This is a genomic window from Clostridium ragsdalei P11, from assembly GCF_001675165.1.
GTDB classification, from domain to species: domain Bacteria; phylum Bacillota; class Clostridia; order Clostridiales; family Clostridiaceae; genus Clostridium_B; species Clostridium_B ragsdalei.
Genome location: NZ_LROS01000055.1, coordinates 1 through 12,792 on the forward strand (window position 1 = coordinate 1; position 12,792 = coordinate 12,792).

Consider the following 12,792-nt stretch of genomic DNA (forward strand, 5'->3'; position numbering starts at 1 on the left):
GTTCCACAAATGTAATCATTATTTTTAAAATTGGCAACTTAGTTGCTCTATTTGTTATGCACTTTTTTAAGAGGCTAAAAAATGAAAAAACCTTTAAAATTGTATTGACTTCATATAGTTAGTCTCTGTACTTTAAATTAATAATGTAATTATAGCACTGCATAAGAATTTAGGCCAATAGACATTGTAATAAGAGCAGCATCTATTATATAGTTTCGTTTTATTTCCAGTAAAATTATTTGTCTGATGGCTACCTACTGTAATACTCCCACTTCTATCAAAGTGGGAGCTAACATTAGCTACGCCCCTAGATAATTCATCTAAACTTAGTGGGAGGAACAAAACTCTAAAGAGAAAGCGATTCACTTTAAATCGAAGATTTAAGTTCTCTGCTTTTCTCACTAAGTAAGATTCATTGATAATTGAACAAAAAGAATTTTTAGCTTATAATAATATTAGTCCATAAATAGACTAATATTATTATAAACAGTGAAAGAAGGTTTTATAGTTGGAATGGATTTACCTGATTGGAGCTATTATACTTGAAACAATAGGAACAACTTGTATGAAGATGTCTGATGGATTTACAAAATTACTGCCAGCTTTAGGGACAATTCTAACGTATGGCTTGTGCTTTGTACTTTTTTCAATATCATTAAAAAAGATACCTGTGAGTGTGGCATATGCTATATGGGCAGCTGCGGGAACTACTATTATATCAGTAATAGGAATTTTTATTTTTAAAGAAAATATAAGCATTTTAAAAGTTTTGTCTATATTTTTTATTATATTAGGAGTTGTAGGATTAAATCTTAGCGGTGTTAGTCACTAATTTTTTTACTATTAGAAAAGAGTGTATGAAATATGAATGAAGAAAATGAAGTTACTGAGTTATTAAGTGATTATTATGAATCCTGGTTTAAAATTAATGAAATTTATCGTATCTGGTCAAAAAAACATGGTATTCAGGATACGGTTTTGTTTATTTTATATGTAATAGAAGTTTCTCCTTGCTGCAGTCAAAATGAAATTTGTGATAAATTATGCCTGCCAAAACAGACGGTTTCTTTAATATTATCCCACCTTGAGAAAAAAGGATACATTTCTAGAAGATTAGATCCTAAAGACCGCAGAAATAAAGTAGTCAGCTTTACAGAACAGGGAAGTAAATATGCAAAAGGGATATTAGAACAACTTAAAGCATCGGAGATAGAAGCTCTCAGTAATATGTCTCAAGAGCAAAGAAGGACTATGATAGAAAGTTTTTGCTTGTTATCTGATTTATTATCTAAAAGCCTTTCTAAATAATTATAACAATTTATAGTATCAACTTATAAGGCTTCAAAACTCAAGCCAATTGATGCACTCAGATTTGAATAATAAAAAATTCTCTGCATTTTGCAGAGATTTTTTATTGACATTGACGCTGCGTATAAGTTTATAGTTAAATTGTCAGGAGGTGATAGCAGTGGAATATACAGTGCAGAAATTAGCTCATATGGCAGGTGTCAGTGCACGGACCCTTAGATATTATGATGAAATTGGAATTTTAAAGCCGGCAAAAATCAATTCATCAGGATATCGTATTTATGGTGAAAATGAGGTTGATAGGCTTCAACTAATACTCTTTTATAGGGAATTTGGCATAAAGCTTGAAAATATAAGAGAGATCATAACCTCTCCTGATTTTGACAGGGTTAAAGCACTGAGAGAACATCGCAAAAAGCTTCTTGAAAAAAGAATTGAACTGGATTTATTGATTTCTAATGTTGAAAATACAATTAAATCCATGGAAGGGAGAATTGTAATGAGTGATAGAAAAAAATTTGAAGGATTCAAGAAAAAACTTATTGATGACAATGAAAGAAAATATGGAGAAGAAATTAGAAAAAAATACGGAGATGAAATTGTAGATAAAGCAAATAACAATCTTAAAAATATGACACCTGAGAAATATGAAGAGCTAACTGGACTTGAAAATGAAATACTTGAAGCACTGAGTAAAGCTTATAAAACAGGTAATCCTGCAGGTGAACTGGCTCAAAGGGCTGCTTCTCTTCATGCAAAGTGGATAAGTCTTTATTGGGGAAATTATAATAAAGAAGCTCACGCAGGCCTTGCTAAAATGTATGTAGAGGATGAAAGATTTAAAGCGTATTATGACAAAAAGCAGCCAGGAACAGCAGAATTTTTAAGAGATGCAGTTTTAGTTTATACTGGAATGAAAAAATAAATTTAAATATAATATATAAATTGTAGGAGTTATTATAAAAAATACTCCAAAAGGAGTATGTTCAAAAAAAAAAGTTCTTTGATACAATTCTAATGTATCAAGGAGCTTTTTTAATAGTTTGATATCCTATTTGAAACAACTTGTTTCTATGGTACAAATCTCAAGAAATAAATATTAAAAAACATATTATGCAAACTTTGTAATAATAGTATAAATAAAAAGTAATTTATGCTTTTTAAAATTTAAATATGCAAAAATTATTGATTTTCTAAAAATATCGTAGTATTATTACATATAATACAAAAATATAATGCAAAAAATATAATAATGATAAAAACTATGCAATGGAGGGGTTATATGTTAAATTTTATTGCCAATTTGAGGATAAGACATAAAATTTTTGCAATGATAAGTTTATTCATAATAGGATTTATTGTTTTTGGAACTTATGCCTTTTATTCACTTTCTAAGATAAAGATAAATGGGACTACCTATAATAATATTATAGAGAAAAAAGATCTTGTGTCAGATGTACTGCCGCCGCCAGAATACATAATTGAGTCATATCTTATATCATACCAGCTTGTGGGAGAGAGTAATTCTGCTAATGTATCTGACCTTATAAAACAGGGAGACAAACTAGAAAAACAATATTACGAGAGACATAAATATTGGGAACATACTCTTTCTCAAGGTCAATTAAAACAATATCTTGTATCAGATTCCTATAAGTACGCAGATGAATTTTTTAAAACAAGGGATAGCGACTTTATTCCACAAATAAAAGTAGGAAATAAACAAAAAGCAGAGAGTATTCTGAATGGTTCCATGTCAAAAGCATATAGAGAGCATAGACAAAGTATAGACAAGGTGGTGAACTTAGCTGATAAAGATAGCCAACAGATTGAAAAACAAACTTCAAGTTACGTATATAAAATGACTGTTATTTTAATTTTAGTTGCAGTTTTTGTAAGCATAATTGTAATCCTATTTTCTATAATTATAAGCAAAAACATAACAATTCCACTTAAATCTGCTGTAAGTAAATTAAAAATTATCTCGCAAGGCGATTTTTCCAAGGACATTTCTAAAGTATCATTAAAAAGAAAAGATGAAATAGGTGATATATCAAGGGCAATATATACTATGCAGTTATCCTTGAAATCTTTGATAAATAGTATAAAGAAAAAGTCACTGCTCATTGAAAATGTAGTACAAACTGTTTCTAAAAATATGGGAGCTTTAAACATAAATGTAGAAGAAATATCTTCAACTACAGAAGAAATTGTAGCTCAAATGGAAGAAACATCAGCATCTTCTGAAGAAATTTCTGCAAGTGTTCAAGAACTTACTAAGGGAACTAAATTTATAGATAATAAGGCATTAGAAGGAAAAAATTCTGCAGCTGAAATAAGCAGCAGGGCTGACAAGATAAAAGTAAATATTACTGGTTCCAGGGAAAAGGCAAATGAAGTTTTTATAGAGACAAAAGAAGAACTTGAAAAGGCAATAAAGGATTCAAAAGTGGTAGATAAGATAAGCATTTTGTCTGATACTATAATACAAATTACAGATCAAACAAATTTACTGGCTTTGAATGCAGCTATAGAAGCTGCCAGAGCTGGTGAACAGGGTAAGGGGTTTAATGTAGTAGCAGATGAAATAAGAAAACTAGCAGATGAGTCAAAAACTACTGTAGTAAAAATACAGAATTTAACTGCAAAAGTAGTGGAATCTGTAAATAAATTATCTTTGAGTTCCAATAAGTTACTTGATTTTATGCTTACAGATGTGAATGGTGATTATAATAAAATGTTAAATGTATCTGGAAAATATGATGATGATGCAAAGTTTATAGATACACTTGTATCTCAGTTTAGAATTACTACAAGTAATCTTTTAAATTCAATTGAAGATGTTTCAAATACTATAGAACAGGTAGCAAAAGCAAATAATGAAGGTACCCTTGCTACTACTAACATAAGTGATAGAATACTTGACATAATAGAACAGGTAAATTCCATAGTTGAGAGTACAAAAGTATCAAAGGAAATTTCTAAGGATTTAAAACAGGATATAAGTAAATTTAAAATATAAGCGGGCAAAATAGATAAGTAACAAATCCAAATTTACACGCATAAAAAACGCCGTAAGTTTTTTATTACAGCGTTTTATAAAATGCTTATTTAATGATTTTCCTTAATATATGAAGCAGCTTTTCCTATATCTACAACATTAGAACACTGGAAAGTATTTAATCTAAAAGGATCTTTAAAAGTAGTTTTATAACTGGTCTTCTTCAAAATCTGCCTATATTCATCCGGCGTAAGCTTATTATTTATGCTTTTCAATATAGCTATAAAGCCTGCTGTAACTGGTGAAGTTGATGAACACGAATAATATGGAATATCATCGCCATCAGCATTAGAAACATTATTTTTTAATTTCTGATATGTAGTGTAAGTCTCTATCATGAGATCACTATAGTCATAAGGAAATATACTAAAGTCTGGTTTTCGCTGACCTTTTTCTATAAATTTAGGATCAGACATTTCTTCTGGCCAAATATTATTAGGATTATCATAATGTATAAAAGTAGTTACAATATTATTTTTTACTGCCTTATTTACAGCATTATCAAATCTTTTACGATTTTTATCCGATATAGGCATTTGAGAATAGGTTAAAATATCAATGTGATTTTTTATTGCCCAATCTATTGCCTTTATCATGGCAGTAACTCTTTTATCTTCATTCATGCTATCTGCAGTATTTAATGCATATACTTGACATTCTGGAGCAATTTCTTTTAAAGTGCTCGCCATCCAGTAACCATGTTCACTTGATTTATTTAAAGCATAAGGACTATTCATAAAATCAACAGCGCCAGCATATAAATCTTTATGATATTCATATCCGAAACAGTGATCTAAAATTCCTACTTTAATTCCCTTTCCTTTACTTATGCTCTGAGCTTGTTTTACATTGTGTATTGTAAAATAATTATCTCTTGAATTTGCATTTGTAAAATGAATATTCCATGGCTGATTGTGCACTTTTAATAGTAAAAGCACATTGAGCGTTATAGAAACTATGAGTATAGTTATTAAAATTTTTTTAGGTTTACTTTTCATGTTTTAATGCCTCCATATTATAAGTAAAATTAATTTTAAATGTCAATTACAATTGTAATCCTAATTTTTTAAAAAAGCAAGATAGTTTTAAAGTGTTAAGGCTTGTACTTAATGAATTAAAAAGATATAATGGAGAAAATTTTAAAATAATTGGTGTAAAATATATGAAATTAGATGTTTTAAGTGAGGCGTATAGATTATGAAAAGTCATGGATGTCCCCTGGACTGTTTTGGATGCTGCAAATTAAATGTATATGTGGAAGATAATAAAGTAGTTAAAATAGAGGGGGATAAAAACCATCCTTATACAAAGGGTATAGTATGTGAAAAAGCAAAAAATCATTTGAAGAGGTTAAATGCCAGGGATAGATTGTATTCACCTATAAAAAAACAAAATGGTAAGTGGGTAAATATAACTTTTGAAGAAGCAATAAATATAATCTCAGATAAATTGAGATATTACAGAGAAAAATATTCTTCAAACTCTGTAATTCATTATGGTTCATCTGGAACGGGAACTATACTAAAAGGTATAGAAGATATATTTTTTAATTTTTATGGTGGCATAACTAAAATAGAAAATGAAATATGCTGGAGTGCAGGTAATAAGGCCCAAAAGTATGATTTCGGGGATAATAAATCCAATTCCATAGAAGACATTTTGAACGCAAAAAATATAATACTGTGGAGCAAAAATCCAGCAAATTCTCATATTCAGCTGCTGCCATTTTTGAAAAGAGCAAGGCAAAATGGGGCAAAAATAATAGTTATAGATCCTATTTCTACTGACAGCACAAATTTTTGTGATATTCATATAAAGATAAATCCAGCATCGGATGCTGCTATGGCTTTAGCTATGGCAAAAGTAATAATAGAAGAAAATCTGCAGGATGCAGAATTTATAAAGAAAAATGTAGTAGGATTTAAGGAATATAAAGCTTATTTAGATACTCTTAGTATGGAGTATTTGTCTAGAGAATGCGGCGTTAGCATAGACACTATAAAAGAAATTTCTCATATTTATGCTGAAGAAAAGTATAGTACTATATGTATGGGATATGGACTTCAAAGGTATAAAAATGGAGGAAATTCCGTAAGGAGCATAGATGCTCTTGCTGCTATAACGGGAAGCATAGGGAAAAGAGGTGGTGGAGTAAATTATTCCAACAAAGTGTATCCTAAAGTATTAGATTTGGACCCCTATGGCAGTTATAAATATTCATTAAAGGATAGAAACTGGAATTTTAATAAATTACTTAAATGCTCGAAAGATATTAAGGCTATATTTGTAAGTAAGGCTAATCCACTAAACCAATGGCCTGATTTAAATAATTTTGTAAAGGCTTTTGAAAATATAGAGTTCAAGGTGTGCATAGATATGTTTATGACCGATACGGCTAAACACTGTGATTTGATTATTCCATGTACTAATACCCTGGAGAGCGAAGACCTGCTATATTCTTCTATGAGTAATCCCTACATAATATATAATGAAAAGTGTGTGAAACCAAGGCATGAATTAATGGATGAATACTATTTTTTTATGGAACTTGCAAAAAAGATGGGGATGAAAGAGTACCCTTACGTACCTAAAAGGGAATACTTAACCCAAGTAATAAAACCTTTGGAAAAGAAGGGAATAACTCTTGAAAAAATAAAAAATGGATATGTAACCATACAGGAAAATTCTATTGCCTGGAGTGATCTAAAATTTAAAACACCATCAAAAAAAATAGAGATATATTCTAAAGATGCTGAGAAAGACGGATTGAGTCCAATACCAGTTTATGTTAACGACAAAAAAAGTGATAGATTGAGACTTTTGACTACTCATCCTAAAAAATCACTTATGTCTCAAAGCTTTAAAGACGTAGATACCATGGCTGCAGCTAATATAAGTAAAAATACAGCAGAGAAACAGGATATACATAATGGTGATATTGTTAAATTAAGATCTCCAAGGGGAGAAATACGCGTAAAGATAAATATAACGGATAAAGTGCCAGATAACCTTATCCATATGAATGTAGGTTGGTGGGAAAAAAGTTCAAATCCAAATTTTCTAACGGAAAATCAAATTGCTGATATGGGTAAGCAGGCAGCTTATTATGATACTTTTGTAGAAATTAAAAAAAGGGGGAGATAAAAACAAAATGGTTCAAAATAGGAACGTTACTAAAGTACTAAAGCCAAAGATTCAAGACAATCTACCAGAGTTTGATTTATTACAAGGAGGAATATCTGATTATGATTCTATTTCATCTGTATTGGTGAATGAATGCTTGGTGGAAAATTTTAAGGCAAGAAGAGTATGCTTTAATGAAGTAATATTCAGAAATGTAAAGTTTATAAATATATCGTTTGAGCAGGCAGAATTTTTAGATGTAAGATTTGAAAACTGTGACTTATCTAATGTTAATTTGAATGAATCCTCAATACATAAAGTAGAGTTTATAAACTGTAAACTCACAGGAAGTAATTTTACGGAAGCAGTTTTTAGAAATGTTATGTTTAATCAGTGTAGTGGACAATATACATGTTTTAGATTTACAGATTTAAAGCAGACAATCTTCAGTAATTGTCAGCTTCCATATGTTGATTTTTACGAGAGTAAATTTTCTAAATTGGAGCTTAAAGATACTGATATTACGCAGGGGCAATTCTTCAATACTAAACTAAAAGGAATGGATTTTACAAGCTGCAGAATTGACGGTATTGCTGCAGGTGTGGAAGATATTCGCGGCGCAATAATCTCATATACTCAGGCTGTTTCGATTATTAGCCTACTTGGAGTTGTGTTAAAGGAATAGTGTTTTTGTTTATTTTATGGAGTTAGGAGATATCCATATGAATATAAAAAATAAAAGCATAATAGGTATATTGGCAAAAGTTTAATAGGAGAGGTTATATAAGTTTCCCATACTTTTAATCAAAGTTATATTTGGTTAGAAGTATGAGAAAAGAATGCAGATGCAATACGGTTTAAACTTAAAAATAGAAAGATAAATTTAAACAATCAGTTGCATATTACAACAGTTTTATGTTACAATTAATTTGAGGTGATCAAATGAAAAACCAAGGAAGTAGCTATTTGCGTGAATTAATAAGAATATTGGTGAGAGATTTAGGTATATTAGAAAAATCAGATACAAGCTGCTGTGGTGTAACAATTTCTCAATGCCATGCTATTGTAGAAATTGGAAGATCAGAAGAAATTTCCTTAAATGAACTTGCTAAGACACTGAATTTAGACAAAAGCACAATGAGCAGAACAATAAATAATCTTGTAAAAAGTGGATTGGTAATTAGAGAGATGCATCCAGAAGACAGACGATATGTAACTATAAAACTTACTGATGGGGGAATGGATACATTCAAAAATATTGAATCCAGAATGAAAGAATATTACAAAAACATATTTCAATCTATTCCAGACAATAAAAGAGAACAGGTACTTGAAAGTTTGAAATTGCTAACTGAAGCTGTAAATAAAAATAAATGTTGTTAGGAGGATCAATTATGGGAAAAAATATTAAGGGTCAAGTTAAGGCATATTATGGAGGTATAGCTAAAAAAGTAAGTGCTAAATCTGAAACTAGCTGTGGTTGCGGTACATCTTGCTGTGGTGATGCTGCAGGTAATTCAAATTTATATACAAAAGAATTTATAGAGGGACTGCCAGAGGAAGCTGTCAATGCATCTCTTGGATGTGCTAATCCTGTTGTACTTGCAAATCCTCAAAAGGGTGAAATTGTTTTGGATTTAGGAAGTGGTGGAGGAATAGATGTATTTATTTCATCTAAATATGTTGGAGACAGTGGAAAAGTCTACGGACTTGATATGACTGATGAAATGCTTGAGTTAGCAAATAAGAATAAAGAAAAAATGGGAGTTAGGAATGTAGAATTTCTAAAGGGATATATAGAAGATATTCCCCTTAAAAATGAAACCATAGATGTCATTACATCAAATTGTGTAATAAACTTGTGTGAAAGTAAAGAAGCAGCATTAAAAGAGGCCTATAGAGTGCTTAAAAATGGCGGCAGGTTAGCAATAGCAGATGTTGTAGTGCTTAAGGATATACCATTAGAAATGAAGCAAAGTGTGGAAATGTGGGTTGGATGTATTGCAGGTGCATTGCCAATTAGGAAATACAAAGAAATATTAGAAAGAGTCGGATTTAAGAACATTGAAATAACGCCGGTAAATATATATACCAAAGAGGTTATAGAAGACATTGCAAAGCAGAAAAATTTAGGTGATGTATATAGTAAAATAGATGCAGAACTTGTTGACGGTGCTTTTGCAGGAGCACATGTAAAAGCATACAAACTTTAAAAAATACATTATAAATAAGTGGGGGGTAGAGAAAGATGGACTATAAAATTGAAGATATGAAGAAAGAAGATTGGGAAGAAGTATCGAAAATATATTTAGAAGGTATTAATACAAAAAAGGCTACATTTCAGACACAGGTACCTACATGGAAGGATTGGGACAGCAGCCACCTTAAATCTTGCAGGTTAGTAGCTAGATTAGGAAATGCAGTGTTGGGGTGGGCAGCTTTAAGTCCAACATCAAGCAGATGTGTTTATGCAGGTGTTGCAGAAGTCAGTATATATATAGGAGAAGAATATAGGGGAAAAGGTATAGGAACCTCCCTTTTAGATAATCTAGTTAAATTATCTGAAAAAAGTGGACTTTGGACTTTACAATCTGGAATTATAAAAGAAAATTTACCAAGCATAGCACTGCATAAAAAATGTGGTTTTAGAGAAGTAGGTGTAAGAGAGAAACTGGGAAAGATGTGCAATAAGAAATGGTATGACGTAGTTTTAATGGAACGAAGAAGTGATACTGTAGGAATAGATTAGCTGTTTTGTGAGATCTATTATAAATAATAAGGGGGTTATAATGTGAATAAATTACAAAATGTTGCTGTTAATTTTAAAGAAGGATTTCACTGCTCTCAATGTGTCCTAGAAGCTTTCAGTGAGGAATTAGGAATTGACAAAGAGTTAGCCTTAAAGATTTCCTCATGTTTTGGAAGAGGAATGTGCTTTGGTGAGACTTGCGGTGCTGTAACTGGTGCTGTAATGGCTTTAGGCCTTAAATACGGAAATATTAAAGCAGATGATAAGGCGGCAAAAGAAAAAACGTATGATGTTACAAGAGATTTTTGTGAGAAATTTAAAGAAATTAATGGTTCCATAATATGTAGAGAGCTGATGGGAGTTGATTTTGCTCATAAAGAAAATAGAATGGTGGCAAGAGAAAAAGGGTTATTTAAAGAAAAGTGTCCTAAGTATATTAAAGATGCGATCAATATAGTGGAAACTATGCTGTAGGAAAGTTCATATATAGATTGTTAAAACTCCCAAGATTGGTATTGGGAGTTTTATACTAAATGGATTAATTATTTCACCTTTAGGTTTAATTCTCTAGCTATTATTTTCGCTGATTCTTCTGCAACCTCTCCTGTAAAGTAAATGCATTGTTTCATATGTTCTTCAGAACCAAGGGTCATATCTTTTGTTAAAACTCTGCAGCATAAGCATTTATGTTTATCTTTAAAAATATCATGCAGTTCTTTAGATAAAGCCATAGCTTTATTAACCCTTTCATCTTTGGGTTCGCATCTTCCGAAAAATAAGCCTATTGCCATAATGCCTCCGGTTACTGCACCACAAGTACATCCAGATCCACCTATACCTACTGGAAAACCCGAAGCCATTTTTATAATGTCATCGGATACTGGCAGGTTAAATTCATCCTTAATTGTTTTTACTATTGATTCAGAACAATAAAAATCCCCATTACGGTAATAATTTTCTGCCGTAGTTTTTATTTTATGTAAGTCAATAATCTTATTCAATGTAATTTCCTCCTATAGTATTTTTATAATATTAAAACTGCCATGTAATTGTAAGCAGTTTGATATAACTCCCCCTAATTATATATTAAATTCAATAAATTTATCTTGCAATAATTATTATTTATATTAATAAAAGGGCACTTTTGTATAAGCAAATATTATAGGATTGCTTAGATATAGTACAATAAATAAAATCGTATTTGGAAAATGATAGGAACACTTTGCAATTAAATACATAAAATGTGTGTATAGATTATCATTTATATATGAATACTAATTTTAATTGATAATGTTACATGTTTATTGACTATATATAGATTATAGTTTATATTATATATAGATAATTGTCTATACACGAGGTGATACTATGGATAAAAACTATGAAACTAATGCTAAGATATTTAAGGCATTATCAGATCCCAGCAGATTAAAAATTCTTGATATATTATCCTGCGGTGAAGAATGTGCTTGTGACATACTAGAATATTTTGAGTTTACACAGCCTACTTTATCTCACCATATGAAAGTTTTGATGGAATGCGGACTTGTAGAATCTAGAAAAGAAGGTTTATGGAGTCATTACCGTTTGAATAACAATAATGCAAACAGATTAATGTTATTTTTAATGAATATCATCACTGATACAGATGATTGTATTTGTAAAGGAAAAAGTAAATCTAATTGCTGCAAATAATAATAAAATATTACTTTAATTAAAGGGGAGATTAATTATGAAACCAAAAGTGGCATTTATATGTGTACACAATTCCTGCAGATCACAAATGGCAGAAGCCCTGGGAAAGTTATTTACAAGTGACACCTTTGAATCCTATTCTGCTGGTATGGAACTTAGAGATAATATAAATCAGGATGCAGTTAGAATTATAAAAGATTTGTACAGCATTAATATGAATGAAACTCAAAAATCAAAGCTGCTAAAGGATTTACCCAAGATGGATGTTGTAGTAAAAATGGGCTGTAATGTAGTTTGTCCTTTTCTTCCTGCAAAGCATACAGAAGATTGGGGGCTTGAAGACCCTACAGGTAAAAGTGATGAAGAGTTTATAAAGACAGCAAAAACCATTGAAGAAAAAGTTAAGAATTTAGCTAGAAGAATTAAAAATAATGAAATTAAATTATAGGGAGTGCGATATTAAATGAGTAAAATAGAGATTTTTGATCCAGCTATGTGCTGTTCAACAGGTGTTTGTGGACCAAGTATAAATAAAGAACTTTTAAGAGTTGCAGCAGTTATAAATAACATGGTTAAAAAAGGTGCTAATGTAGTAAGGCATAATCTTTCAAGTGAGCCGCAGGCATTTATAGACAACAAGAAAATCAATGAATATTTAAACTCAAAGGGTGCTGATATACTTCCAATAACCCTTGTTGATGGCGAAGTTAAAAAAATTAAGGAATATCCAACAAATGAGGAATTTGCGGAATGGTCAGGACTGTCTAAGAAAGAAATATCTAATGTAGCAATAAAAAAACCTACTAAAAGTTGTGGCTGTAACCATAAAGGCTGTTGCTAGAAAGAAGGAAGGGAT

Annotated in this window: 15 protein-coding genes; 13 read left to right on the forward strand and 2 right to left on the reverse strand. The window is 30.6% G+C overall.

The features are described 5' to 3' along the window. The first annotated feature begins 508 nt into the window (after positions 1-508). The 4 genes from CLRAG_RS16185 (at position 509) to CLRAG_RS16200 (ending at position 4,330) form a co-directional block, all read left to right on the forward strand. Positions 509-832: a DMT family transporter gene (locus tag CLRAG_RS16185; protein ID WP_065079342.1), complete on the forward strand. Its 324-nt coding sequence runs from the start codon at positions 509-511 to the stop codon at positions 830-832. Between the two features lie 32 nt (positions 833-864). Continuing rightward, positions 865-1,308: a MarR family winged helix-turn-helix transcriptional regulator gene (locus CLRAG_RS16190; RefSeq protein WP_065079343.1), complete on the forward strand. Its 444-nt coding sequence runs from the start codon at positions 865-867 to the stop codon at positions 1,306-1,308. A 160-nt stretch (positions 1,309-1,468) separates the two neighbouring features. Beyond that, positions 1,469-2,233: a MerR family transcriptional regulator gene (locus CLRAG_RS16195; protein WP_065079344.1), complete on the forward strand. Its 765-nt coding sequence runs from the start codon at positions 1,469-1,471 to the stop codon at positions 2,231-2,233. 357 nt (positions 2,234-2,590) lie between these two features. After that, positions 2,591-4,330, forward strand: a complete 1,740-nt coding sequence (locus CLRAG_RS16200; protein WP_065079345.1) for a methyl-accepting chemotaxis protein — start codon at positions 2,591-2,593, stop codon at positions 4,328-4,330. 89 nt (positions 4,331-4,419) lie between these two features. On the opposite strand, the gene CLRAG_RS16205 is transcribed toward CLRAG_RS16200, so the two are convergent. Continuing rightward, positions 4,420-5,367, reverse strand: a complete 948-nt coding sequence (locus CLRAG_RS16205) for a S8/S53 family peptidase (protein WP_065079346.1) — start codon at positions 5,365-5,367, stop codon at positions 4,420-4,422. A 199-nt stretch (positions 5,368-5,566) separates the two neighbouring features. On the opposite strand from CLRAG_RS16205, the gene CLRAG_RS16210 reads away from it, so the two are divergent. The 6 genes from CLRAG_RS16210 (at position 5,567) to CLRAG_RS16235 (ending at position 10,715) form a co-directional block, all read left to right on the forward strand. Next, positions 5,567-7,513 (forward strand): molybdopterin-dependent oxidoreductase, encoded by a 1,947-nt coding sequence (locus CLRAG_RS16210; RefSeq protein WP_065079347.1) that lies wholly within the window; start codon positions 5,567-5,569, stop codon positions 7,511-7,513. A 7-nt stretch (positions 7,514-7,520) separates the two neighbouring features. Further along, entirely contained in the window at positions 7,521-8,177 is a 657-nt protein-coding gene (locus CLRAG_RS16215) for a pentapeptide repeat-containing protein (protein ID WP_065079348.1), read from the forward strand. A 257-nt stretch (positions 8,178-8,434) separates the two neighbouring features. Continuing rightward, entirely contained in the window at positions 8,435-8,875 is a 441-nt protein-coding gene (locus tag CLRAG_RS16220; protein WP_065079349.1) for a MarR family winged helix-turn-helix transcriptional regulator, read from the forward strand. A gap of 11 nt (positions 8,876-8,886) precedes the next feature. Continuing rightward, positions 8,887-9,705 carry an arsenite methyltransferase gene (gene arsM, locus CLRAG_RS16225; protein ID WP_065079350.1) on the forward strand — a complete coding sequence of 273 codons (819 nt, stop codon included), beginning with the start codon at positions 8,887-8,889 and terminating at the stop codon, positions 9,703-9,705. Positions 9,706-9,740: 35 nt separating this feature from the next. Further along, positions 9,741-10,241, forward strand: coding sequence for a GNAT family N-acetyltransferase (locus CLRAG_RS16230; RefSeq protein WP_065079351.1), 501 nt, complete (start codon positions 9,741-9,743; stop codon positions 10,239-10,241). A 42-nt stretch (positions 10,242-10,283) separates the two neighbouring features. Beyond that, positions 10,284-10,715, forward strand: coding sequence for a C-GCAxxG-C-C family protein (locus tag CLRAG_RS16235; RefSeq protein ID WP_065079352.1), 432 nt, complete (start codon positions 10,284-10,286; stop codon positions 10,713-10,715). 68 nt (positions 10,716-10,783) lie between these two features. On the opposite strand, the gene CLRAG_RS16240 is transcribed toward CLRAG_RS16235, so the two are convergent. Next, complete coding sequence (locus CLRAG_RS16240; protein ID WP_063554728.1) at positions 10,784-11,242, reverse strand: C-GCAxxG-C-C family protein; 459 nt, start codon at positions 11,240-11,242, stop codon at positions 10,784-10,786. Positions 11,243-11,609: 367 nt separating this feature from the next. Between CLRAG_RS16240 and CLRAG_RS16245 the strand changes: the two genes are divergently transcribed. The 3 genes from CLRAG_RS16245 to arsD are packed head-to-tail and all read left to right on the forward strand — an operon-like array spanning position 11,610 to position 12,777. Next, positions 11,610-11,936 carry an ArsR/SmtB family transcription factor gene (locus CLRAG_RS16245; RefSeq protein ID WP_065079353.1) on the forward strand — a complete coding sequence of 109 codons (327 nt, stop codon included), beginning with the start codon at positions 11,610-11,612 and terminating at the stop codon, positions 11,934-11,936. 37 nt (positions 11,937-11,973) lie between these two features. Beyond that, a complete protein-coding gene (locus CLRAG_RS16250; RefSeq protein WP_065079354.1) occupies positions 11,974-12,384 on the forward strand; it encodes an arsenate reductase/protein-tyrosine-phosphatase family protein in 411 nt (136 codons plus the stop codon). 15 nt (positions 12,385-12,399) lie between these two features. After that, positions 12,400-12,777, forward strand: coding sequence for an arsenite efflux transporter metallochaperone ArsD (arsD, locus tag CLRAG_RS16255; RefSeq protein ID WP_065079355.1), 378 nt, complete (start codon positions 12,400-12,402; stop codon positions 12,775-12,777). The last annotated feature ends 15 nt before the right edge of the window (positions 12,778-12,792 follow it).

What these genes read in the sequence shown, in the direction of transcription:
- CLRAG_RS16205 (WP_065079346.1), bottom strand. Translation starts at nt 5,367, where the DNA reads ATGAAAAGTAAACCTAAAAAAATTTTAATAACTATACTCATAGTTTCT.
- arsD (WP_065079355.1), top strand. Translation starts at nt 12,400, where the DNA reads ATGAGTAAAATAGAGATTTTTGATCCAGCTATGTGCTGTTCAACAGGT.
- CLRAG_RS16245 (WP_065079353.1), top strand. Translation starts at nt 11,610, where the DNA reads ATGGATAAAAACTATGAAACTAATGCTAAGATATTTAAGGCATTATCA.
- CLRAG_RS16250 (WP_065079354.1), top strand. Translation starts at nt 11,974, where the DNA reads ATGAAACCAAAAGTGGCATTTATATGTGTACACAATTCCTGCAGATCA.
- CLRAG_RS16210 (WP_065079347.1), top strand. Translation starts at nt 5,567, where the DNA reads ATGAAAAGTCATGGATGTCCCCTGGACTGTTTTGGATGCTGCAAATTA.
- arsM (WP_065079350.1), top strand. Translation starts at nt 8,887, where the DNA reads ATGGGAAAAAATATTAAGGGTCAAGTTAAGGCATATTATGGAGGTATA.
- CLRAG_RS16190 (WP_065079343.1), top strand. Translation starts at nt 865, where the DNA reads ATGAATGAAGAAAATGAAGTTACTGAGTTATTAAGTGATTATTATGAA.
- CLRAG_RS16215 (WP_065079348.1), top strand. Translation starts at nt 7,521, where the DNA reads ATGGTTCAAAATAGGAACGTTACTAAAGTACTAAAGCCAAAGATTCAA.
- CLRAG_RS16200 (WP_065079345.1), top strand. Translation starts at nt 2,591, where the DNA reads ATGTTAAATTTTATTGCCAATTTGAGGATAAGACATAAAATTTTTGCA.
- CLRAG_RS16230 (WP_065079351.1), top strand. Translation starts at nt 9,741, where the DNA reads ATGGACTATAAAATTGAAGATATGAAGAAAGAAGATTGGGAAGAAGTA.
- CLRAG_RS16220 (WP_065079349.1), top strand. Translation starts at nt 8,435, where the DNA reads ATGAAAAACCAAGGAAGTAGCTATTTGCGTGAATTAATAAGAATATTG.